This is a genomic window from Alphaproteobacteria bacterium (assembly GCA_035625915.1).
Classification (GTDB): domain Bacteria; phylum Pseudomonadota; class Alphaproteobacteria; order JACZXZ01; family JACZXZ01; genus DATDHA01.
Window position 1 is genome coordinate 1 of record DASPOR010000195.1, and the last position, 21,965, is coordinate 21,965.

Consider the following 21,965-nt stretch of genomic DNA (forward strand, 5'->3'; position numbering starts at 1 on the left):
AACGACGATGCACCGGAAGCGCTCGGAGAACTCGTCGATCGCCTTGTCAATCGGCTCGGGCCGCCGGCGGTATGCCGGCTGATTCCGGTCGAGAGCCACCTGCCCGAGCGCGCGCAGCGTGCGACATCGCCCACCTGCTCCACGCCCGAGGCCGTGGCGGGATGGCGGCAAACCCAGCCCCGCCCGGCGCGCCTTTTCGCACAGCCCCAGCCCGTCGACGCCATCGCCCCGGTGCCGGACGATCCCCCGCTTCTTTTCCGCTGGCGCGAAAAGCTCCATCGGGTCCGAAAGAGCGATGGGCCCGAGCGCATCGCAGGCGAATGGTGGCGCGGAGGCATGCCCGCCACGGCCGAGATTCGCGATTATTACCGGGTCGAGGATGAGGACGGGCGGCGCTTCTGGCTTTATCGCGAGGGTCTCTATCATCCCGCGAAGACGCCGCGCTGGTTCCTTCACGGACTGTTCGGGTGAGCGAATCTGCGCAGAAAAACGATGCCGATACCCAAGGCGGTGCGGCGATGACCGATTACGCCGAACTCCACGCGACGAGCAATTTCAGCTTCCTTCGCGGCGCTTCGCATCCGGAGGAACTGGCCGAGACCGCAGCAGCGCTCGGCCATCGCGCGCTTGCGATCACCGACCGCAATTCCCTCGCCGGCGCGGTGCGCGCCCATGCGGCGGCGAAGCGCCTCGGCTTCCGGCTCGTCGTCGGCGCGCGGATCGATCTCGAGGACGGCCCAAGTGTCCTCGCCTACCCGGACGACCGTGCCGCTTACGGTCGCCTCGCCAATCTCCTCACGCTTGGAAAGCGCCGTGTGGACAAAGGCGAATGCCGCTTGGTGCGCGCCGATCTTCTCGCCCACGCCGAAGGGCAGCTCCTCGCGGTCCTCCCACCCGGCGATCCCGGCGAGGATTTCGTGCAAGCGCTCACGGAACTCAAAGGACCGATCGGGGATCGGCTTTATCTCGCGGCCCATCATCTCTATCGCGGCGACGACGGACGGCGGATCGGGCAGCTCGCCGAACTCGCCGCCCACTGCCGCATTCCGCTGGTCGCGACCAACGACGTGCACATGCATGTGCCGGCACGCCGGCAGCTCCAGGACGTGCTTACTTGCGTGCGCGAGAAATGCACGATCGACACGGCCGGCTTCCGCCTTCAGTCGAATGCCGAGCGGCACCTCAAATCGCCCCGCGAGATGGCCCGGCTTTTCCGCAATCATCCCGATGCGCTCGCGCGCACGATCGAGATCGTCGAACGCACGCGCTTCTCCCTCGACGAGCTGCGCTACGAGTATCCCGTCGATCCCTGCCCCGACGGCCTGACGCCCCAGGACTATCTTGCGCGGGAAACCTGGGCGGGTGCGGCCGAGCGTTATCTGGACGGCGTGCCGGCGAAAGTCCGCACCCAGCTCGAACACGAATTGTCGCTCATCGGCCGGCTCGGCTACGCACCCTATTTCCTCACCGTCTACGACATCGTGCGCTTCGCGCGCTCCCGCGGCATTCTTTGCCAGGGCCGCGGCTCCGCCGCCAACTCGGCCGTCTGCTACTGCCTTGGCATCACCGCCGTGGACCCGAGCCGGCTCGATCTTCTTTTCGAGCGCTTCGTGAGCGCGGAGCGCAACGAGCCCCCCGACATCGACGTCGATTTCGAGCACGAGCGGCGGGAAGAAGTGATCCAATACATCTACGCAAAATACGGCCGCGAGCGCGCCGGGATCGCGGCGACGGTGATCTCCTATCGCGCCAAGAGTGCCGTGCGCGACGTGGGCAAGGCGATGGGCCTCTCCCTCGATACGATCGGAGCGCTCGCCGACACCGTATGGGGTTGGAGCGAGGATGGCATCGACCCCGCCCATGTGCGCGAAATCGGCCTCGATCCCGATGCGTCCCGCCTGCGAACGACGCTGTCGCTTGCACGCGAGCTGATCGGCTTTCCGCGCCATCTCTCCCAGCATGTCGGCGGCTTCGTCGTCACGCGAAGCCGCCTCTCCGAAGTGGTGCCGATCGAAAATGCCGCGATGCCCGAGCGGACCATGATCGAGTGGGACAAGGACGATCTCGACTCGCTCGGCATCCTCAAGATCGACGTACTAGCGCTCGGCATGCTCACCTGCATCGGCAAGGGCCTTGGACTCCTTGCGCACCACAAGGGCCTGCAATACACCCTGGCGACAATTCCAGGCGAGGACCCGGCGGTTTACGACATGCTGTGCAAGGCGGACTCGATCGGCGTGTTCCAGGTCGAGAGCCGCGCGCAGATGAGCTTCCTGCCGCGCATGAAGCCGCGGGATTTCTACGACCTCGTGATCGAAGTCGCGATCGTGCGGCCGGGCCCCATCCAGGGCGACATGGTGCATCCTTACCTGCGCCGGCGTAATGGCGAGGAAAAGGTCGATTATCCGTCCGAGGATTTGCGTCAGGTCCTCGCCAAGACGCTCGGCGTCCCGCTCTTTCAGGAGCAGGCGATGAAGATCGCGATTGTCGGTGCTGGCTTCACCCCATCGGAAGCGGACCAGCTCCGTCGCGCCATGGCGACCTTCCGCAAGACCGGAAAGATCCATGGCTTTCAGACGAAGATGGTCGAAGGCATGGTCGCGCGCGGATATTCGCGCGCCTTCGCCGAGCGATGTTTTCACCAGATCGAGGGCTTTGGCGAGTACGGCTTTCCCGAAAGCCATGCCGCGAGCTTCGCACTTCTCGTCTATGTCTCGGCTTGGCTCAAATGCCATCACCCGGAAGTCTTTGCGGCGGCCCTTCTCAACAGCCAGCCGATGGGCTTTTATGCACCCGCCCAAATTGTGCGCGACGCGCGCGATCACGGTGTCGCCGTGCGCCCGGTCGACGTCAACCGCAGCGACTGGGATTGCACCCTCGAAAACGCCGATACGCCCGCGCACCTCGCCCTCCGCCTCGGGTTTCGCCAAGTCAAAGGCTTGCGCGAAGCGGATATGGCGCTTCTGGTCGACGTGCGGGGCGAAGGCTATGCCGACCCGCATGAGCTGCAACGCCGCTCCGGCCTCGGGCAGGCAGCCCTCGCCCGCCTCGCTGAGGCCGACGCCTTCGGCTCGATGGCGCTCGATCGTCGTGCTGGGCTTTGGGCCGTGCAGGGCCTCGGCGAGGCCCCTCTTCCGCTCTTCGCCGCCGCCGATCGCCGCATCGCAGCCCCCGAGCCGGCCGTAGCACTACCGTCATCCTGGCTGGGCGAAGAGGTGACGGCGGATTACATGACACTCCGCCTCTCGCTCAAGGCCCATCCGCTTGCCCTTCTCCGCACGCGACTCCGGCGCGAGGGCATCCTCGCTCACGCCGAACTCGGCACGATCGAGAACGGAAAGCTGGTCACGATCGCGGGCCTCGTTCTGGTGCGCCAGCGGCCTGGCAGCGCACGCGGCGTGATCTTCGCGACCCTCGAGGACGAGACGGGTCCCGCCAACGTCATCATCTGGCCGGACATCTTCGATCGCTTTCATCGCGTCGTCCTCTCGGCACGCCTCTTGGCGGTGACAGGGAAGCTCCAACGCGAGGGCATCGTCATTCACGTCATCGCCGAACATCTCGTCGATCTCACCCATCTCCTCGCCGGTCTTGGCACCCCGACCGAGGCGCTATTTGAAGCCATACTCGAAGCACCGCTCTTTCGGAGCGACGTGATCAAGCACCCCCGTCACGACAAGCGCACCTTTCCCTCGCGCGATTTCCATTGAGAGGTTGAATTCCCGTCCCTCATTCGGCGAGCCGCGTCACAATAAGCGGCTTCGACCGGAGCGTGCGGTGCACGGGGCACTTCTCCGAGATTTCGAGGAGACGCTGGCGCTGCGCCTGATCGAGGGGCCCCAAAAGCTCGATGCTGCGCTCGAGCCGGTCGATCATGCCCTCTTTCGTCTCGCATTCCGCGCAATCGGCCGCATGGATTTTCTCTTGCGTCAGGCGCACGATGACCCGCTCAAGCGGCAAGGCCTTGCGCTCGGCATACATCCTGAGCGTCATCGAGGTGCAGGCGCCAAGGGCCACGAGCAGGTAGTCGTATGGGCCGGGTCCGCGATCGTTGCCGCCGACCGATTCCGGCTCGTCGGCCTCAAGGCGATGCCGCCCGCTCGCGACGATCTGGCTGTAGCGACCCTCCCTCGTTTCCGCCACGACGACCTCGCCGGGCGAACGCGGCTCCACTGCGGAGAGCGGCGATTTAGCATTTCGTGCGGCGGTAGATACCGGGGCGATGTAGCGCGACGCCCAAGCCGACAGGACATCGGCAACGTATGCGGCATCGGCGCGATCGCTCAACAGATGATCCGCGCGGTCGAGTGAGATGAAGCTCTTCGGATGCCGTGCCGCGAGGAAAATTCGGGACGCGTTGTCGATGCTGACGGTATCGTCCAAAGGCGAATGAAAGACGACGAGCGCCTTGCCAAGGTTGTGAAGTGCGTCTTCGAGCCGGTGCTGGGCGATATCCTCGAGGAATTGCCGTTTGACGCGGAAGGGGCGTCCGGCAATCACGACTTGCGCCTCGCCTTTGGCCTCGATCTCTGCGCGTTTATCGGCAAAGAGGTTGCCAAGGTGTGCTGCGTCCGCCGGTGCTGCAATCGTGGCGATCGCCACCGACTGCGGTAACCGAGCTGCCGCGGCGAGCACCGCCGCCCCACCGAGACTGTGGCCGATCAGTATTTTCGGCGCTTCATGACTGCGCTTCAGAAACTCGGCCGCCGCGACGAGATCCTCGATGTTCGAGGAAAAATTCGTGTTGGCGAACTCGCCCTCGCTTGCGCCGAGCCCTGTGAAATCGAAGCGCAGCACGGCAATTCCGCGCTCGGCCAGGCCGCCCGCAATTCGGGCTGCTGCGAAGATATCCTTCGAGCACGTAAAGCAATGGGCAAAGAGCGCATAGGCACGCGGTGTTGCGTCGGGCATCTCCAGGAGTCCAGCCAGTATTTGCCCGTCAGCACCCGGAAAATCGACACGCACTGCCCGTCGAGCCATGACACGTCCCCTCCTTCGTTCGGTCGATCATACCCCATCGTCCCCATTGGGCGGAGACTTTGCTTTTGCAGCCGGGCGACTATGATGCCGCGTCGCTATCTGGAAGAGGACGCGCCGTGGAACCCGTGAAAACAACTGATGACGTCGAGATCGTATCCCGTGAGGTTCTTTGCGAAAGCTATTTCCGGCTCGAGCGTTACCACCTGCGCCACAAGCTGCACCGCGGCGGCTGGAGCGACGTGCTCAGTCGGGAGATTTTCGAGCGCGGCAAGGCCGCGGGTGTGCTCCTCTATGACCCGGCCCGCGACGCCGTCGTTCTTATTCAGCAATTTCGCGTCGGTGCGCTCGCTGCCGGGCACGATCCATGGCTTACGGAACTTGTCGCGGGTGTCATCGACGATGGCGAGAAGGGCGAGCGTACGGTGGCGCGCGAAGCGGTCGAGGAGGCCAACGTGACGGTCAGCGATCTCGTGCCGATCAGCATGCACCTTACCTCGCCAGGTGCCTGTTCGGAGACAGTCCAGTTATTCTGCGGGCGATGCGACTCCTCGAAGGCTGGTGGCGTCCACGGTTTGTCCGCGGAGCATGAGGATATTCGCGTGCTCGTCGTGCCGTCAGCGGAAGCATTCGCGATGCGGCGGCGCCACCTGGAGATTTTCGATTCAAGCACGCTCCTGGCATTGCTTTGGCTCGAACTCGAACGGGACAATCTGCGCAAACGCTGGTCTTGAATCCGCCGGCGCGGTGGGTGTTATAAATTACGTCGGCAGCACCGCGAATGTTGTAAGCGACTACGCTCTCCCTTGATTGTGCGTTGGGGCTCCAGCTACTGTGCCCGTGCTTAAGGGAATTAGAACGAGTTCGGACGGGAGCGCTGAAGGACGGCAGGAACATGATTTTTCGTGACGGATTCGTCGCCGCGATCGGCAATACGCCGCTTATCAAACTGCGCCGCGTCTCAGAGCTGACCGGCTGTACAATCCTCGGCAAGGCGGAATTTCTCAACCCGGGAGGCTCGGTCAAGGATCGCGCGGCGTGGGCGATCATCAAGGATGCGGAGGAGCGCGGCACGTTGCGTCCCGGCGGCGTCATCGTCGAAGGTACTGCGGGCAACACGGGGATCGGCCTGGCGCTTGTCGGCAACGCGCGGGGCTACCGCACCGTCATCGTGATGCCCGAAACCCAAAGTCAGGAAAAAAAGGACATGCTCCGCCTGTGCGGCGCCGAACTCATCCTGGTCCCTGCGGTACCCTATAAAAACCCGAACAATTATGTGCATGTGTCGCAGCGCAAGTCGGAAGAACTCGCGAAGACAGAGCGCGCCGGCGCGATCTGGGCCAACCAGTTCGATAACACCGCGAACCGGCGAGGCCATTACGAGACGACCGGCCCCGAGATATGGGAGCAGACCCAGGGCAAAATCGACGGCTTCACTTGCTCCGCCGGCACAGGTGGCACGCTTTGGGGCGTGGCCACATTTCTCAAGGAGCGGAATCCGAAAGTCTCGATTGGACTCGCCGACCCCCTTGGCTCGACCAACTACGACTGGTTCAAGAATCATGAAATCAAGGTCGTCGGCAATTCGATCACCGAGGGCATCGGTCAGGGGCGGATCACGAAGAACATCGAGGGAGCCCCTATCGATTTCCCATGCCAGATCCCCGATGAAGAAGCGCTGCCGATTATCTTCGACCTCCTCACAGGCGAAGGCTTGTGCGTGGGCGGCTCTTCGGGCATCAATGTCGCCGGTGCAGTTCGACTTGCCCGCGAGCTCGGCCCCGGCCATACGATCGTGACGGTGCTGTGCGACTACGGCACGCGCTACCAGAGCAAGCTTTTCAACCCGGAATACCTGCGCTCGAAAAATTTGCCCGTACCGGGCTGGCTCGCTTGAACCCTAGGTGCTGTTGGCTGAAGGCAAGAAGGAAGATCGAATGGATTATGTGAACAAGGACGCCCTCGTGTCGACCGCGTGGCTCGCCGACCATCTTTCGGCACCCGATGTGCGGGTCGTCGACGCGTCATGGTACTTGCCGGCCTTGAAACGGGACTCCAAGACCGAGTACGCAGCTCAGCACATTCCGGGTGCTGTATTCTTCGATATCGACGAAATCGCCGATACGGACAATCCGCTACCCCACATGCTGCCGAGTGCAGAAAAGTTTTCTGCCCGCATGCGTAAGTTGGGTTTGGGCGACGGCAACCGCATCGTCGTCTACGACGGTGGTGCGATGTCGAGTGCCGCACGGGCGTGGTGGACGTTTCGCGTCTTCGGCCATAACGATATCGCAGTACTCGACGGCGGCTTCCGGAAATGGCTGCGCGAGGGACGGCGGGTCGAGACTAGCGCACCAAATCCGCGCGAGCGTCACCTGACCGCGCGCTTCAACCACGCGCTCGTCCGCGACGTGGAGCAGGTTAAGCGAAACGTCAATTCCGCGCGGGAGCAGGTGCTCGACGCGCGGCCCGCAGCCCGATTCTCGGCATCCGAGCCGGAGCCACGACCGGGATTGCGGGGCGGCCATATTCCGGGGAGCCTCAATCTGCCCGTCAATCTATTGGTCGACCAGGAGAGCGGTACAATGAAGCCGGCAGACGAGCTTCTTCGCCTCTTCAAAGATGCCGGGATCGACATGCAGCGGCCTGTCGTCACGACGTGCGGGTCCGGCATTACCGCCTCGCATCTAGCGCTTGCACTTCATTTGCTCGGCCACAAGGACGTGGCGGTTTATGACGGCTCATGGAGCGAGTGGGGTAGCAGGTCCGACACGCCCGTTGAAACGGGTGCCGCACCTCGCAAAGTAAGCTAGCCAATCAGGATGCGCATACGCCGTTATCGCGATGATGATCTCGGGCGTGTCGAAGCCCTCTGGCGCGCGTGCAATCTCGTCGTCGCCCACAATGATCCCGCGAGCGACATCGCCTTTTGCCAACGCTCCGGTCATGGCGACGTGTTTGTGGGCGAAGACGAACGCCGAAAGCTCGTCGCGACGGTCATGGTCGGACACGACGGTCATCGCGGATGGATCTACTATCTCGCTGTCGATCCCGCACATCAAAAAAGCGGGTTGGGTGCCGAGATCGTCCGACATGCCGAAGCGTGGCTCAAGGCACTCGGCGTGCGCAAGGTCCAGCTTCTCGTACGTGAGAGCAATGCGGGCGTGGTGGCCTTCTACGATCGTCTCGGCTACGAGCGCTCATCCGTCATCGTCATGCAACGCTGGCTTAATCCTCCCCAAAATTTGGGAGATTGACGATGTCGATCATCCCGCCGCCAGCACCCGATGGCAAGCTCACGGTTACCGTCACGTATCTCGAGATGACCGGCGCACCCCGGCGAGCGCCGCATCCGACCCCCGCGCGCAAACTCGCCTTGCTGCGCGCGGACACGGTTCCCATCCATTTCTATCGCTATCTCTACAATACCGTCGGCGAGCCGTGGCTGTGGTACGAGCGTCGCGTGATGAGCGATGAGTCGCTCGCAACCATCGTACAGGACCCCTCAATCGATATTTACGTGCTTTATTCGGAAGGTGCTCCCGCCGGCTACGCCGAACTCGATCGGCGAGGCCAGAAGACGGAGGAGAATGAGATCGAAATCGCCTACTTCGGGTTGATGCCCGAATTTATCGGCCAAGGGCTCGGCCGATATTTACTCGATTGGACAATCGACACCGCATGGAGTCGCCGGCCAAAGCGCTTGTGGGTCAATACCTGCAATCTCGACCATCCCCGCGCCCTTCAAACTTACCAAAAAGCCGGGTTTGCACCTTATAAGCAAATCACGAAGATCATCGACGACCCTCGTACGACGGGAATCATTCCACATAAGGCTTGAGCGAACCTCCGGCATCCCCCATCCCCCTAGCGCGCCAAGACCGAGAATGACAAGATGGTCCTCGACAATGGGGAAACGCCACTCAACTCACGAGAAAGAAGGCAAACCAAAGCAATGAAAAAGGAAACCTTGCTGACCACCGCCGGGCGTCGCCCACGGGAAAATTACGGCATCGTGAATCCACCCGTCTATCATGCTTCGACGATCGTATATCCATCGGTCAAGGCCCACGACGAATCCCGAAAGAACAAATTCGCCGGGGTCAGTTACGGCCGCGTCGGCACGCCCACGACCTTCGCCTTCGAGGAGGCGGTGGCAACGCTCGAAGGCGGTCACCGTAGCGTGTCGGTCTCGTCGGGACTGAATGCGCTCACGACTGCCGTGCTCGCGGTCGTCAAGGCAGGCGACCATATTCTTGCAAGCGACAGCGTCTATTTCCCCTTGCGCGTCTTCTGTACGGAGATGCTGACTCGATTCGGCGTGGAGACGACCTTCTACGATCCACACGTGGCTGGCGATATCTCCAAGCTTATTCGCAAAAATACACGTCTCATCTGCATGGAATCGCCGGGATCGGTCACCTTCGAGATGCAAGACGTGCCGGCGATCTGCAAGGTTGCGCGCGATGCCGGCGTGCTGACCATGATCGACAATACCTGGAGCGGCGGTCTCTATTTTCAACCGTTCAAACACGGCGTGGACTTCTCGATTCAAGCGGCAACCAAGTATATTACCGGGCATTCCGACTCCATGCTGGGCACGATCACAGCGGCCAATGAAGAGCATTGGCTCTTGGTCAAGCAAACCGCGACCAAGCTCGGTACCCATGCGGCACCGGACGACTGTTATCTCGGCCAGCGCGGTATTCGCACGCTCGCCGTCCGCCTCAGCCAGCATCAGGAAAACGGGCTCAAGCTTGCGCGCTGGCTACAAGGCCGGCCAGAAGTGGCGCGCGTCGTTCATCCGGCCCTGCCCCAGGATCCCGGCCACCGGATTTGGAAGCGCGATTTTACCGGCGCCTGCGGGTTGTTCGGCATCATGCTGAAGCCCTATGGGAAACCCGCGGTCGATGCGCTCATCGACTCGCTCGAAGTCTTCGGTCTCGGCTACAGCTGGGGCGGCTATGAGAGTTTGATCGTCCCCTCAAATCCCGCCTCGATCCGGACTGCGACACAGTTCGATGGTACCGGGCCCTATCTGCGACTGCATGCCGGCCTCGAGGATTCCGAGGATCAGATCGCGGATCTCGAGCGCGGGTTCTCGGTGTTGAATCGGCACGCCTGACGGGAGCGCCAAGCGAGCGATGGACAAGGCAAGGGACAAGGCGGTCGGGGAGGTCGTCGGCAAGCTGAAGTTCAATCGTGACGGCCTCGTTCCGGCCATCGCCCAGCAATTCGACACGGGCGAAGTGCTCATGCTTGCTTGGATGAACAAGGACGCCGTCGAGCAGACGTTGCGCACGGGCAAGGTCACCTATTGGTCGCGATCCCGCAAGGCGCTCTGGCGCAAGGGTGAGACCTCCGGGCAGGACCAGGAGCTGATCGAATTACGCTTCGATTGCGATGGAGACACGCTCCTCCTCGCCGTCGATCAGACCGGCGTTGCGTGCCACACGGGGCGACGGACCTGCTTCTTCACGGCATTTCGCAACGGCAAGCTCGAGGAAATTTCCGAGATCAAATCCGATCCCCGGGCCCTTTACGCCGATTAAACTGTCCCGTGACCTTCACTTCTCCCCCAGTTGGAGGAGAGGGTTGCGGTGGGTTAGCGAAGCAATGTCGAGCGTCCGAGTGGGCCGCATGCGGTCGAGAGACGGGAAACGCCGGAGCGGACCAAAGGCAAAACGCACTGCCAACGATGATTACGCCCACGCCATTCGAAGTCGAAGCCATACTCCTCAGCCTTCGGGTCGCGGTCTGGTGCGTGGTGTTGTGCCTTCCATTCGGGATTCTTGCCGGCTGGTCGCTGGCGCGGCGTGATTTCCCGGGCAAACAATTGCTGAACGGTGTTGTGCATCTTCCGCTCGTCGTCCCCCCGGTTGCCGTCGGCTATCTTCTTCTGCTTCTTTTCGGCGCGCGCGGTTCCCTGGGCAAATTCTTTCATGACGTATTCGGCCTTACGATTGCCTTCACCTGGAAGGGTGCGGCGATTGCTTCGGCCGTCATGGCATTTCCACTCATGGTGCGCGCAGTGCGGCTTTCGATCGAGGCCATCGATCGCGGCCTCGAGGCCGCCGCGCGCACGCTCGGCGCAAGCCCGCTCCGCGTTTTCCTCACGATCACCCTGCCGCTCACATCGCCTGGCATTCTTACGGGCACCATCCTTGCCTTCGCCCGAAGTCTTGGGGAATTCGGCGCCACGATCACCTTCGTTTCGAATATACCCGGTGAGACGCAGACACTGCCGCTCGCTCTTTATACGCTCAGTCAAACGCCCGACAGGGAGGCCGGCGCTCTCCGTCTCGTTGTGATTTCGATCCTGCTCGCCATGGCGGCGTTGATCGCATCGGAGCTTATCGCGCGCCGCTTGAGCCGGCGGCTCGGTGCGTAAACGTGCTCGAAGTCAGGGCCAAGCGTCAGTTCAGCACCTTCACGCTCGATGTGGAATTCGTTGCGACCGCCTCGGGAATCACAACGCTCTTCGGCCGCTCGGGCTCGGGCAAGACGCTCACCGTCAACGCACTTGCCGGCCTCGTTCGCCCAACCGAAGGCCGCATCGCGGTCGATGGCACTGTCCTATTCGATGCCCGACTTGGGATAGACCTGCCGCCTGAAAAGCGCCGGCTCGGCTACGTCTTCCAGGACGGCCGGCTGTTTCCGCACATGAACGTTCGTCACAACCTCGCCTACGGTATGAAGCGTCGAGTCGACGAAAACGGTATCGATTTCGACCACGTCGTAGCCCTTCTCGGTCTCGAGTCGTTCCTTGAGCGAAGACCGCGTGAGCTTTCTGGAGGGGAAAAGCAACGCGTTGCAATCGGCCGGGCACTCCTTGCAGCGCCAAGGCTTTTATTGATGGACGAACCCCTTGCCTCTCTCGACACTGCGCGCAAAGCGGAAATCCTGCCTTACATCGAGCGCCTGCGCGATGAGCTCAGTCTGCCTGTCGTCTACGTCAGCCACGCCATGGACGAGATTGTGCGCCTTGCGGATACGGTCGTGCTTATGTCAGACGGCCGCGTCATTGCGGTGGGACCGGTCGAATCGGTCATGAGCCGACTGGACCTGCGTCCGATGACCGGCCGGTACGAAGCAGGTGCTGTCCTCAACACGACGGTCGAAAGCCACGACGGGAATTTTGCCCTTACGACACTCGCCTTCGCGGGCGGACGGCTTTTGGTGCCCCACATCGAGGCGCCCGTGGGCGGACGGATTCGTGTGCGCGTTCGCGCCCGCGACGTATCGATCGCTCTCACGCCCCCAAAAGGGCTGAGCATCCTCAACGTGTTTCCGGGCAAGATCGTCGAAGTCGGAGAGGACGACGGCCCGCAAATCGATCTCCTGCTCGACGTTGGAGCGCCACTCTGGGCACGCGTCACGAGGCGCTCCTATTCCGAACTGGGGCTCGGTGTCGGTAAATCCGTCCATGCGCTGGTCAAGGCTGTGGCGATTGACCGGCATAGCCTGGGGCGTGGGAGCCGGTGGCGATTCCGCGAGGATCACGGCGGAGGAATATGACCGCCGGGCCCGTGAAAAGGCGCGCGTTGTTTTTGGCGCAAGCAGGCCTATATCAGGGAACGTCGGAATTGAACCGAACGGGGTGCGGCGATGCCGCCGAGTGAGGTTCGCGATGAAAATTTTTCGGACCATGACAAAGATTACGAGCGTCGTCGCTTGGCTCGCGTTGCTGTTTGCGTCACCAAATTTGATGGCACGGGAACGCTATCTCGCGCCGCAATTGGGCACGCTGCAATTGGGCACGCCGCAGTTGGGCGCGCCGCAGATTGCATCGCCCGTCGAACCCGGCAACGTGATCTCGTCTTATCGCTACAACCCGGCGCCCAAGCAGCTGTCGCCCGCCCAGGACCAGGAAGTGCTTGAGTACCAGCAGCAATTGCAAAGCCAAGAGCGGAACCTCGAGGAGGGTCAAGCCCAAAGCTCGCCCAATCCGTTTCAGCGCCAGCAACTGATGGATACGCAGAGTGAACTCAATCGGGTGTATAACGTTCTTCATCCGTGACGGTGAGATTGCGACTCGCTGCGAGCAAACCTCGGTTCTCGCTGATCATTGCGGTGACATCGCCAGCACGGCCTCGATTCCGACCGTCTCGCCCTGAATGTTCACGGGCAGCGGGCGAAATGGCGCGGTGTTCTGAATAGCGTCCATACCGGCCCGATCGAGCGCTGTCGAGCCCGACGACTGCACAAGACGGAGCGCGCGTAAATAGCCCCGTCGGTCGACGATCATCGCGTACTTGGCGACACCCGAGGCACCTCGCGCGGAATTTGGGTAGATCAGATTACTCAAGATGTCATCGCGCAGTGCGTTGAGATAGCGGTCGCCCCCGCCCTCGCCACGCATGTTGCTTTCAACTTGGACCGGCGAGGAGTCTTGGTTCGACCGCGGCGACGCGAGGGACGGTTGACCCTTGTTCGATGACGACGGAGGCAGGGCGGCGACTTGGGGGGCCGTTTTGTCCGGTGCAGCGGGCGGCGTCGGTGCGGGTGCTGGCTCCGGCGTCTTCGCAAGCTGCTGCGGCACCGGGGCGGGCGGCTGTTTCGCCTTCGGCGCCGGCGGCGGCAGAGTCGGTATGGGAATCTCTTCGACGGGTTGTTGCGCTTCCTTGGGCGGTTCTTGCGTTGGCTTCGGTGCTTCCGGTTCGCCCGGATTCTCCGCAGGCTTCGGGGCCGGCGGTGCTTCCGCAACTTGTTTGGCTGGCTCGGCCGGCTTTTCCTGAGGCTTCGGCTCCGGCGGCGCTTCTGTCGCTTGCTTGGCCGGCTCGGGTGGCTTCGTATCGGGCCGCTGCCCCGGGTTGAGGTTCGGGTCGCCGCCCGATTCGGGATGCACGAGTTCCGGACTCGGCTCCGGCGGCTTCTGAACGAGCGGTGGAGGCGTCGGTATCGGTGCCGGTGCTGGCGGCGGGGGCGCAACCTTGGCCTTCGGCGGCGGCAGCATGACGAGGTCGACGGGAATTGTCGGCGGCTCCGTCGGCTGCGTCCCAGTCGGCGGATGCACGAAAAAAAGAACGATCACGGCGGCGTGCAAAAGGAACGATACCACGCGCGCGATCATGCTGCGCCATTCCGCCCAAGGGTCGCGCGAGGATCTCTGCGACAGTGCGTTTTCAGTTGACCGCGCGTTCGCGGGGTCCATGGATATTCTCACCGATGCCGTAGCCGCCGCTCACGGCTCACAAAGGGACCGCAAGACTATATCAAATCGGTCCTACTTACAGTGCATCAAGTACGAATCTTGCGCCAAGCAGCCTGTGCTCCATTCACAAGATATTCCCTTGCCTGACAGCACAATGGAATTACCATCGTATGGAATTGGGCATGCTGCCTAATTCCACTACTGGGGGGAGTTCCGAATGACCACTGTCAAGAACGCAAAGGCGCGGCGCATGGCGCCTCTCGAAACGCCAACGGGTCTTAAGCCCATTGCAACGCGGGATATTTCCGCGGCACTTAACGTCCTGCTGGCCGATATGTTGGCACTTTACCTCAAGACGAAGAATTTCCATTGGCACATCTCGGGGCCGCATTTTCGTGACTATCATCTTCTGCTCGACGAACAGAGCGACCAAATCTTTGCGACGACCGACCCGATTGCCGAGCGGGTACGCAAAATCGGCGGCACGACACTGCGCTCGATCGGTCAAATTGGCAGGATTCAGCGCGTTCTGGATAACGACGCCGATTTCGTCACCCCGCTCGACATGCTTGCGGAACTTCGCGACGACAACTTGCAATTAGCCACGCATATGCGCGAGACGCACCTGCTGTGCGACGAGCATGGCGACGTCGCGACCGCGAGTTTGCTCGAGGTATGGATCGACGAGGCAGAACGGCGAACGTGGTTTCTTTACGAATGCACCCGGCATGGCGAAGGCGGCAACTGAGGGCGCAATCTGCGCAAGCGCCCTCATTCCCACGGCGAAACCAAGGCCCGTTGATTATTGATTGGCGCCGCCGTAGCCGAAGTGGTTGAACGGTCCGAACACAAAGCGTGTTTCGTCGGGATCGAACGTGCTGCCGTGAATCGTACTGGCGGACGGGCTTTTGTCCGTCTTGCCGTCGAGCGGGGGAAGACCGAGCACGGGCGCGGAGCTGCCCGCTCCGTTCTCATTGGGCTGGGTGAGCGACGCCCGATCGCTCGGCTGAGCAGACTGTCCGCCGCCATCCAAATGAGCGCTCGGGGCTGTTTCCGTGCCGAAAGCAACCGCCGGCATCGGCAGCACGAAACATGCGATCGGCAAAACCGCAAGGCAAAACGACAGGCATTTCATCGCCGACATGCGCGTTCTTTCTATCTTTTTGGTAGGGAAATTGCGCGACGTCCGGATTTTGCCGCGCGATGGTTAAGATTCGATTTGCAAATTCGCCGGCCGCCTCATTTCCGCCCAAATTGCCAGCGCATAATCGACGCGCTGGAGATGCGTCAGCCGGACGCTTATTGCGGCATTCGAGAGCGTCCGGAACTTTTTGCCCCGCTTTTGCGGGGCTTTTTTTGTTTGGAACACAAGGAATGCATGAAAGCGCGCGAAAACCCTGCCTCCACATCGGGCGTCCCGTCATGGAAGTCGACGAATGCGCGGCTGTTCGTGGCTCGGCGTCAGCGTCTCAATACGCGAAATCGCATTTGAACGACGATCGACGCCCGGCCTTGCTCAACTGTATATTGAAACCTATCGAACGACGCGCTTACCCGTCCCGCATCCGCCTTATTCTGCCGGACTCCAGGAGTCGTCGGGATCGTACACGCGCAGGGTGTCGACGAGGGACGCTGTCTCCTCGCCCAAGTCCTTTTGCATGACATGCCCGTCTTGATTGACCATGAAGGTCATCACGCCCGAATTTCGGTATTCGGCCGGCCAGGCGACCATCGCGAAGCCTCCGGTCATGGCGCCGTTCACGATGTAACTCTTGGCGCCACCCTTTGCGTGCGGTCCCTGTCCCGTAAGAATGCGGAAATAATACCCCCTGAACGGATCCCCCGGCTTGCGCCCGCGAAGGAACTCGCTTTGCTTCTTGGCGAATTCGTCGAGAGGGCTCGGACCAGCGACCTTGGCGGTAGCCTCGTTCCACCAGAGTCCGTCCGTATCGCCGGGCGTACTCTGAACATAGCGCGCGTAATGCACGGGCTTGCCAGCCGCCTTTAGCCGCATTGCGTATTCCCGCTGCGCCTTTACAAATGCTTCCAGTGCCGCGATCGCCCCGAGTTCGCCATATCCGATGCGGCGCGCGAGCATTTCATCGGCCCCCGCCTCGGCATCGAAAATCCATTGGTCGCCGTCCCGGACGATCGGTATCGGCATCGGCCACGCGTCTTTCCCGACGACCAGCGTAATGTAATCGTCGCTGTCGTGACGCAGGACGAGCTTTTCCTTGGCGTGTTTGTACACCTCCTTCATCCGCGCTTTGGCATACGCCAAGTCGGGACCGATAATGGCGTCCTCGTAATCATGGCCGACGAGATCGAGCAGCGCATCGGTATCGCCTTTTTCGAGAACTGGCATAAGCGCATGGGCCGCCTGCTCCGGGGTCGCAAAGCGCTTCGGGCCTTGCGCGGCCGGCTCGGGATTTGCCGCATTATTGGTGGGCGCCGTTTGCGCGACGGCAGCCGCCGTTGCGGCCAATAGCATCAGGACCGATCCGATCGTAAAGATGAGACGCCGATAAAGAGTCGTCATCGAACGCGATCCCTCCTACCGCCGGCGAGCACCGCCACCACCGCCACGCGAGCCGCCCCCGCCACGGCCCCCGCCAAGGCTCTGGTTGCCCCGGTTGCTTGCCCGGTTTGCGCTGCCGCCGCCGCGATTGGCGCCGGAAAACGCCCCTCCCCGCTGAGCATTGCCGACCTGGCCACCTCCACCGCCGCGATTTTGAATGCCTCCGCCCCCTTGCGTGCGCCCGCCGCCGGCGAGGTTGCCGGCTTGAGCGCCACCACGATTTTGAAGTCCGCCACCTTGGGCACCGCCACGATTCGCAACCCCGCCGCCCTGAGCGCCACCACGATTTTGAAGTCCGCCACCTTGCGCACCGCCGCGATTTGCAAGCCCGCTCTGGATTTGCCCCGAGGTCGGCCGTGTCGCAGCACCAGCACCCCCGCCACGCTGCCCTTGGCCTCGGGACACCGAGTTTCTGTCCGCCTTCCAACTATTTTCGGGATTGCGCGTGATGTTATTGGACAGGTTGCTGCGCTGTATGTTGGACGTGCGGTTTCCCACGTTGCTCACATTGACGTTCCGATTGACGTTGACGTCGCCCGAATAAATCCCTCCTCCATTGTTCCAGCCGATTGCATACCCGATGGCGGCGCCGAACATCGCACCCGTGAAGAAGGTCGCGGCGGGCGAGTAATAGTAGGGATAAGGTGGAGAATAATAGTAAGGTGGCGGATAACCGGGCGCCGGCGGAGTGACGATGGTCGTCGTATTATACTGCGGCACATAAACGACATCCGGGTTGGCCGACTCGATGACAATCTTTTGGTCGGCCTCCGTAACCTTCTGATGATCGTCCGATTTCAGATTGCCGGCTTTCGCGACCTTCTGCCGAAATGCCTGGATGGCGTCGAGGACTCCGGTCTGCTGACTGATGACCGAAGTGCCCAACTGTTCGGTCCAGGTGAGGTCCGCGTTCATCAATTGGATGACTTCCGGATAATTGAGCAGCCCCACGACGCTCGGATCCCAGGACTTCGGCGGCTGCGCATTGGGATCGGTTTTACGTTGGTCGAGCAGACGCTGCGCCTGCACGATCTGCACAGGTTGCGTGGATGCCGGCAGGACGAGGGCCAATAAGTCGTCCGGGTAGAGCGCGATACGGCTTACAAGAGTCTCGAGCTGGTCGGGCGATAGGTTCTCGTCGGAGCCCGAAAAGGTCGTCGTGGTCTCAGCCCCACCTTGAGCTGCCCCCGACGCCCCCGGCGCGGGTGCTGCCGGCGACGGCGGCGGTGCCGCTGTCTGGGCCGCAGCCGGCACACCGAGCGGAATTGCCACAGCCAGGACTGCGAGGGCAATGACCCATTGCCGCAGCGAAGCCAAAGCGCCCGCGGCTTCACCCCAAAAAGCGTGCGATTGACGGAAGTTCATCGCCCGGCGCGTCCCCCTCGGCGAACGGAGCTAGTCCTATTATCGCTAAATTAGCGTTATAAACTGCGGGATGGCTAGTGCGCATTTTGCGAGTCAAGTTTGGCGACACCCACCCTATTTGAGAACCTCACCGGCGGCTGCGTCAAAACTGGATATTCACCGGAAAACGAGGGGCGTGTAGGCTTTGAGGCGTCAGGCTTGAGGATTTGCGATGAATGACGTCGTAAAGATCGCGTCGATGCCGCTTTATATGAACCTGGATCGCATCGCGAGAGGGTTGGCAGACTTTGGGATAGGCCCGACCGATCCGATTCCGCCCGCGCAACTCTTCTCGCTCGACCAGTGGCACTATCACGGCACCGAGGCGATCGGCCGCGCGGCTGAGCGCCTTGGACTTGGGCCCACGAGCAGGGTGCTCGAAATCGGCGCCGGCGTCGGCGGCCCGGCTCGCTACCTCGCGCACACGGTCGGCTGCCACGTTACAGCACTTGAGCTGCAGCGCGAAGTCCATGCGATTGCCGCCGATCTTACCGAGCGCTGCGGTCTTGCCGACCGCGTTACACATATCTGCGGCGACGCGCTCACCTGTCCGCTTCCGGATAAGACATTCGATGCGGTCGTCAGCTGGCTCGCATTCCTGCATATTCCCGAGCGCCCGCGTCTATGCGGGCGACTTGCGCAAACGCTGCGCCCCGGTGGCTTATGTTACATCGAGGATCTCACCATGCGCGCGCCCTTTAGTGCCCACGATCTGCGTGAAGCGCGCGAGATCGTCTACGCCATCACGCTTACGGACATCGAGGACTACAAGAGGGATCTTCGGGCCGCCGGTTTTGCGGACGTGTATGCTGTCGACCTGACGGATGAATGGGCGCCCTACGTTGCCGGGCGGCTTGCCGCGTGGCGGGAGCGCCGCGTCGAAAAGTCGCGCATTTACGGTGAACAAGCCTACCTGGGACTGGAGATGTTCTACGATGTCATGGCGCGTCTCTTCGAAAGCGGCAGCCTCGGCGGAGTCCGAATGATGGCGCGTGCCCCCAACGCGATGCCGAGTGCCCCTTAATCCGAATCGCCGGTCTGTCAAGCGGTCGCTTCGCCATGGGGAGATGGCGCGAAGACGAGACCCAATGACCAGCCGAAAAAAAATCGCACATCGATGAAAAACTCGGATGCGCTGTAGATTTGGAAATGTCGGAATTGAGTAAATCCGAGGACCCAATCGGCGAGCAGGACGACCGTGAGCCAGAGCGCACCGACAACGGCCACCCGACGCGCACAACGCGCGAAGGCGCGATCCCTTGGTTCTTTCGTGACTTGCCAATAGCCGAGCGCCTGGATCAACACGCCCGGCACGGCCTCAACGATGATTGTCTCCAGAGGCCAGGAAAACAGCCAACCGGCAACGAATGTAGAAAGGAATGCGGCGATCCCGATGGGAATGGCGAGAAACCGTGTTCCGACGCTTTCCCAAGCAAGCGTCACGGCGAACGGCACGATCGCCCACGCCGTCGCGAGAGAGACCCCTTCCGCCACCCCCTCGTCGTGAACGTAGGCCGACATCGCCTCGTGCATCGAGACGGACGCAAGTGCAAATGCAAAGCTCAGACTCGCGACATATAGCAGGTTTCGCGGCCTGCCGTCGGGGGGTTCGACGTGGCGGGCCCGCTGCAGCAGTCTCTGCACGTGCTCCATCGCGGGTTCGATGAAAAACGCTAAAATCAAGCCGATGAGGATTGCGGGGAGAAGACTCTCCCAACTCGGATCGGCCAACTCGATCCGCAGGCCTCGCCATATGAATTCGGGCGACGCGGCGCAAATCCCGACCCAGAACGAGGCAATCAGCGCCGAGGCGGCTGCGAAGCTGGCAGCGCCCACGCGGGACGTGAACGATCGTGGAGCGCGCTCGACCATGGCACACCATCGCTTGACACCCAAGGCTTAGCCGAGCCGCGGCCGTGCCACAAGCAGCGTCTTCGGCACCGGCCCGTCGCTTCCTCTCGTGGAGAGATCGCGTGCTTGGCCTAAGTCGAGCGACGAAACGTGCCGCCGCCGATCATTGGGTGATGCCAAGTCGATTCAGCTCCCTCGCCAACATCTCGGCGATCAAGCGGTGTCGCCCGGCGCCGAAATGATCGTCATGCGGGACTGTCCGCTGGTCCGGCGGAAGCAACGCCGCGGGCGCTTCGACCTCTCTATCCCATCTCTCCTTGCCGATGCGATCGATGAAGGCACGCTGTGACGCGGGCAGCTCGTCCAGCATATCGGGTGGATAGAAATTCTCGGAATCGAGAAAAATCACCGGCACGCGCGCAGCCTCGGCCAGCCTGCCGAGATGTGCCAATGCCGCGCGGCGGATCGCCGTGTCGTCGACGCCGACGGCTGCAAAGTCGTGACCGAATCCAGAGACGATGCCGGCCAGGGTCAGAAGGTGCTCAACCTGCAGCACCGGCCGTGAGACGAGGAAATAATCCCAACCGGTTTCGCCGGGGCCGATCATGCCACCAGGAAGGACGCCCCATTTTGCCCACGCGGCGATTCGCCCCGGGGGTGGGATCACCAGTTCCGCCGCCGCCGCACCCGGCGGTTGCCAATAGCAGGGCTTCAGGATGGCGGTTGGGCGGTACGGCCCACGACAGGCATCGCGCGTCCACATGCCATTGTCGAGATAGACGATTGCCTTGGGCTTGATCCGCGGAACCCAGCGCTGCGCCAGAAGCAGCGCCTGCGCCGAGCTGTAGGCGGGACTCGCCGCCGTCACCACGGGCAGGTGACTCAAGCGCTCAAGCTCGCCGGCATAACTCTGTTCGAACGTCACGCCATAGCCGAACGTGTAGGAGTCCCCGACCGCCATCAATCCGCCGACAGAAGTCGGCGCACCGGGGCGGGCTGCACGAAAGCCGTTTGCATCCGTGTAAACGGGCGATTCGAACCAAGGCGTTCGCGTGAAAACGCCGCGTCCGCCGAGGCAGCTCTCCACTGAAGGCGCCAGCGTCCAGCCAATCTCATCGTCGAGACGGGCGAAAGAGCCGCAGGTATAGGCGCTATAGGTGAGTTTCGCGAAGGCGTAGTAGCCGAGCACCAGCAGCAGCAATCCCACGAACGGAATTGCGATGAGTGCCGCCCACATGCAAAGGAGCTTCGCCCCGCTCGGCACAGGCCGATTTCCATCGACGATTGGCGGCGCTTGTCGCAGCTTGTCGAATTTTCCGTCAGGCATTCACGAACTCCAGCATGTCGGAACCGAATCGGGTCATCCGACATCGCCCTTGAAATTGGAGGCGCTTTTCTACAACGTGATGCGACAAATTGAAAATGATTGAAGCACCGCTGTCACGGCGGACACGACGGTCGAACTCATGGTAGGCTATGAATCGCTTCCGGGCCGACCGGACCGTTTAGGAGAAACATCATGAAACACACTGCGGGTTATCTTCCTGCAATCGGGCGATTATTGCTGAGCGGGCTGTTCGTCTGGGCTGGATACGCAAAGCTTATGAATTCCGCTGGAACCGCGCAGTATTTCGCCGACAAGGGTGTCATTCTCCCCACTTTGACGGTTTGGATCGCGATCGCGGTCGAGCTTTTGGGCGGCTTGGCCATCCTTGTTGGCTTCAAGACCAGGTGGGCGGCAGCAATACTCGCGATCTGGTGCCTCATCACCGCCTTTCTCGTTCACCTCCCGGCGGGTATGGGTTCCGGCGACGCCGCCGCTGCCTATGACAACATGATCCATTTTTACAAAAACTTGGGCATGGCCGGTGGCTTGCTATACGTCCTCGCGTTCGGCGCCGGGGGGCTCAGCCTTGACAATGGCGCTCGCGTGAGCTGACCGTCGAACGTGCGGTGCCCAGCGGCTCAATTTCAGATACCGCGCACTGACCGGACTCTCGT

The 21,965-nt window shown here is 61.9% G+C and carries 22 protein-coding genes; 15 read left to right on the plus strand and 7 right to left on the minus strand.

Features of this window, described 5'->3' with window-relative positions:
- Positions 1–471, plus strand: a 471-nt coding sequence (locus VEJ16_15110) for a DUF6504 family protein (GenBank protein ID HYB10995.1), incomplete at its 5' end; no start/stop codon positions are given.
- Positions 472–518: 47 nt separating this feature from the next.
- Positions 519–3,710 carry an error-prone DNA polymerase gene (locus tag VEJ16_15115; protein HYB10996.1) on the plus strand — a complete coding sequence of 1,064 codons (3,192 nt, stop codon included), beginning with the start codon at positions 519–521 and terminating at the stop codon, positions 3,708–3,710.
- A 19-nt stretch (positions 3,711–3,729) separates the two neighbouring features.
- Here the strand turns inward: VEJ16_15115 and VEJ16_15120 are convergent, their stop codons facing one another.
- Positions 3,730–4,980 carry an alpha/beta fold hydrolase gene (locus VEJ16_15120; GenBank protein ID HYB10997.1) on the minus strand — a complete coding sequence of 417 codons (1,251 nt, stop codon included), beginning with the start codon at positions 4,978–4,980 and terminating at the stop codon, positions 3,730–3,732.
- A 125-nt stretch (positions 4,981–5,105) separates the two neighbouring features.
- Between VEJ16_15120 and VEJ16_15125 the strand changes: the two genes are divergently transcribed.
- From VEJ16_15125 to VEJ16_15170, 10 genes are all read left to right on the plus strand, one after another.
- A complete protein-coding gene (locus VEJ16_15125; GenBank protein HYB10998.1) occupies positions 5,106–5,711 on the plus strand; it encodes an NUDIX domain-containing protein in 606 nt (201 codons plus the stop codon).
- Positions 5,712–5,872: 161 nt separating this feature from the next.
- Entirely contained in the window at positions 5,873–6,874 is a 1,002-nt protein-coding gene (locus VEJ16_15130) for a cysteine synthase A (GenBank protein ID HYB10999.1), read from the plus strand.
- Positions 6,875–6,914: 40 nt separating this feature from the next.
- Positions 6,915–7,790, plus strand: a complete 876-nt coding sequence (gene sseA / locus VEJ16_15135) for a 3-mercaptopyruvate sulfurtransferase (protein ID HYB11000.1) — start codon at positions 6,915–6,917, stop codon at positions 7,788–7,790.
- A gap of 9 nt (positions 7,791–7,799) precedes the next feature.
- Positions 7,800–8,234 (plus strand): GNAT family acetyltransferase, encoded by a 435-nt coding sequence (locus VEJ16_15140; GenBank protein HYB11001.1) that lies wholly within the window; start codon positions 7,800–7,802, stop codon positions 8,232–8,234.
- 2 nt (positions 8,235–8,236) lie between these two features.
- Positions 8,237–8,818, plus strand: coding sequence for a GNAT family N-acetyltransferase (locus tag VEJ16_15145; protein HYB11002.1), 582 nt, complete (start codon positions 8,237–8,239; stop codon positions 8,816–8,818).
- 114 nt (positions 8,819–8,932) lie between these two features.
- On the plus strand, positions 8,933–10,102 hold the full coding sequence (gene metC, locus VEJ16_15150; GenBank protein HYB11003.1) for a cystathionine beta-lyase: 1,170 nt from the start codon (positions 8,933–8,935) through the stop codon (positions 10,100–10,102).
- A gap of 19 nt (positions 10,103–10,121) precedes the next feature.
- Positions 10,122–10,529: a phosphoribosyl-AMP cyclohydrolase gene (gene hisI, locus VEJ16_15155; GenBank protein ID HYB11004.1), complete on the plus strand. Its 408-nt coding sequence runs from the start codon at positions 10,122–10,124 to the stop codon at positions 10,527–10,529.
- A gap of 146 nt (positions 10,530–10,675) precedes the next feature.
- Positions 10,676–11,368 carry a molybdate ABC transporter permease subunit gene (gene modB / locus VEJ16_15160; protein ID HYB11005.1) on the plus strand — a complete coding sequence of 231 codons (693 nt, stop codon included), beginning with the start codon at positions 10,676–10,678 and terminating at the stop codon, positions 11,366–11,368.
- A gap of 2 nt (positions 11,369–11,370) precedes the next feature.
- On the plus strand, positions 11,371–12,495 hold the full coding sequence (modC, locus tag VEJ16_15165; GenBank protein ID HYB11006.1) for a molybdenum ABC transporter ATP-binding protein: 1,125 nt from the start codon (positions 11,371–11,373) through the stop codon (positions 12,493–12,495).
- Between the two features lie 112 nt (positions 12,496–12,607).
- The gene (locus tag VEJ16_15170; GenBank protein HYB11007.1) at positions 12,608–12,997 is read left to right on the plus strand and encodes a hypothetical protein; all 390 of its coding nucleotides are present in this window, start codon (positions 12,608–12,610) and stop codon (positions 12,995–12,997) included.
- Positions 12,998–13,042: 45 nt separating this feature from the next.
- On the opposite strand, the gene VEJ16_15175 is transcribed toward VEJ16_15170, so the two are convergent.
- Complete coding sequence (locus VEJ16_15175) at positions 13,043–14,050, minus strand: TonB family protein (protein ID HYB11008.1); 1,008 nt, start codon at positions 14,048–14,050, stop codon at positions 13,043–13,045.
- Positions 14,051–14,348: 298 nt separating this feature from the next.
- Between VEJ16_15175 and VEJ16_15180 the strand changes: the two genes are divergently transcribed.
- The gene (locus tag VEJ16_15180) at positions 14,349–14,879 is read left to right on the plus strand and encodes a DNA starvation/stationary phase protection protein (GenBank protein HYB11009.1); all 531 of its coding nucleotides are present in this window, start codon (positions 14,349–14,351) and stop codon (positions 14,877–14,879) included.
- 54 nt (positions 14,880–14,933) lie between these two features.
- On the opposite strand, the gene VEJ16_15185 is transcribed toward VEJ16_15180, so the two are convergent.
- The 3 genes from VEJ16_15185 to VEJ16_15195 all read right to left on the minus strand — a co-directional run bounded on the left by VEJ16_15185 (position 14,934) and on the right by VEJ16_15195 (position 18,074).
- On the minus strand, positions 14,934–15,275 hold the full coding sequence (locus VEJ16_15185) for a hypothetical protein (GenBank protein ID HYB11010.1): 342 nt from the start codon (positions 15,273–15,275) through the stop codon (positions 14,934–14,936).
- 426 nt (positions 15,276–15,701) lie between these two features.
- Positions 15,702–16,670, minus strand: coding sequence for a DUF2950 family protein (locus tag VEJ16_15190; protein HYB11011.1), 969 nt, complete (start codon positions 16,668–16,670; stop codon positions 15,702–15,704).
- A gap of 15 nt (positions 16,671–16,685) precedes the next feature.
- Entirely contained in the window at positions 16,686–18,074 is a 1,389-nt protein-coding gene (locus tag VEJ16_15195; protein ID HYB11012.1) for a DUF3300 domain-containing protein, read from the minus strand.
- Between the two features lie 211 nt (positions 18,075–18,285).
- Here VEJ16_15195 and VEJ16_15200 point away from each other — a divergent pair, with 211 nt between their 5' ends.
- A complete protein-coding gene (locus VEJ16_15200; protein ID HYB11013.1) occupies positions 18,286–19,137 on the plus strand; it encodes a methyltransferase domain-containing protein in 852 nt (283 codons plus the stop codon).
- Positions 19,138–19,154: 17 nt separating this feature from the next.
- Here the strand turns inward: VEJ16_15200 and VEJ16_15205 are convergent, their stop codons facing one another.
- Complete coding sequence (locus VEJ16_15205; protein ID HYB11014.1) at positions 19,155–19,985, minus strand: hypothetical protein; 831 nt, start codon at positions 19,983–19,985, stop codon at positions 19,155–19,157.
- Positions 19,986–20,127: 142 nt separating this feature from the next.
- Entirely contained in the window at positions 20,128–21,291 is a 1,164-nt protein-coding gene (locus VEJ16_15210; GenBank protein HYB11015.1) for a hypothetical protein, read from the minus strand.
- A gap of 192 nt (positions 21,292–21,483) precedes the next feature.
- Here VEJ16_15210 and VEJ16_15215 point away from each other — a divergent pair, with 192 nt between their 5' ends.
- A complete protein-coding gene (locus VEJ16_15215; protein ID HYB11016.1) occupies positions 21,484–21,903 on the plus strand; it encodes a DoxX family protein in 420 nt (139 codons plus the stop codon).
- The last annotated feature ends 62 nt before the right edge of the window (positions 21,904–21,965 follow it).

Bases quoted from the DNA above. Each gene is read 5' to 3' on its own strand.
- VEJ16_15115 (HYB10996.1), top strand. From the start codon at position 519: ATGACCGATTACGCCGAACTCCACGCGACGAGCAATTTCAGCTTCCTT.
- VEJ16_15120 (HYB10997.1), bottom strand. From the start codon at position 4,980: ATGGCTCGACGGGCAGTGCGTGTCGATTTTCCGGGTGCTGACGGGCAA.
- VEJ16_15130 (HYB10999.1), top strand. From the start codon at position 5,873: ATGATTTTTCGTGACGGATTCGTCGCCGCGATCGGCAATACGCCGCTT.
- sseA (HYB11000.1), top strand. From the start codon at position 6,915: ATGGATTATGTGAACAAGGACGCCCTCGTGTCGACCGCGTGGCTCGCC.
- VEJ16_15140 (HYB11001.1), top strand. From the start codon at position 7,800: ATGCGCATACGCCGTTATCGCGATGATGATCTCGGGCGTGTCGAAGCC.
- VEJ16_15145 (HYB11002.1), top strand. From the start codon at position 8,237: ATGTCGATCATCCCGCCGCCAGCACCCGATGGCAAGCTCACGGTTACC.
- metC (HYB11003.1), top strand. From the start codon at position 8,933: ATGAAAAAGGAAACCTTGCTGACCACCGCCGGGCGTCGCCCACGGGAA.
- hisI (HYB11004.1), top strand. From the start codon at position 10,122: ATGGACAAGGCAAGGGACAAGGCGGTCGGGGAGGTCGTCGGCAAGCTG.
- modB (HYB11005.1), top strand. From the start codon at position 10,676: ATGATTACGCCCACGCCATTCGAAGTCGAAGCCATACTCCTCAGCCTT.
- VEJ16_15170 (HYB11007.1), top strand. From the start codon at position 12,608: ATGAAAATTTTTCGGACCATGACAAAGATTACGAGCGTCGTCGCTTGG.
- VEJ16_15175 (HYB11008.1), bottom strand. From the start codon at position 14,050: ATGATCGCGCGCGTGGTATCGTTCCTTTTGCACGCCGCCGTGATCGTT.
- VEJ16_15180 (HYB11009.1), top strand. From the start codon at position 14,349: ATGACCACTGTCAAGAACGCAAAGGCGCGGCGCATGGCGCCTCTCGAA.
- VEJ16_15185 (HYB11010.1), bottom strand. From the start codon at position 15,275: ATGTCGGCGATGAAATGCCTGTCGTTTTGCCTTGCGGTTTTGCCGATC.
- VEJ16_15190 (HYB11011.1), bottom strand. From the start codon at position 16,670: ATGACGACTCTTTATCGGCGTCTCATCTTTACGATCGGATCGGTCCTG.
- VEJ16_15195 (HYB11012.1), bottom strand. From the start codon at position 18,074: ATGAACTTCCGTCAATCGCACGCTTTTTGGGGTGAAGCCGCGGGCGCT.
- VEJ16_15200 (HYB11013.1), top strand. From the start codon at position 18,286: ATGAATGACGTCGTAAAGATCGCGTCGATGCCGCTTTATATGAACCTG.
- VEJ16_15205 (HYB11014.1), bottom strand. From the start codon at position 19,985: ATGGTCGAGCGCGCTCCACGATCGTTCACGTCCCGCGTGGGCGCTGCC.
- VEJ16_15210 (HYB11015.1), bottom strand. From the start codon at position 21,291: ATGCCTGACGGAAAATTCGACAAGCTGCGACAAGCGCCGCCAATCGTC.
- VEJ16_15215 (HYB11016.1), top strand. From the start codon at position 21,484: ATGAAACACACTGCGGGTTATCTTCCTGCAATCGGGCGATTATTGCTG.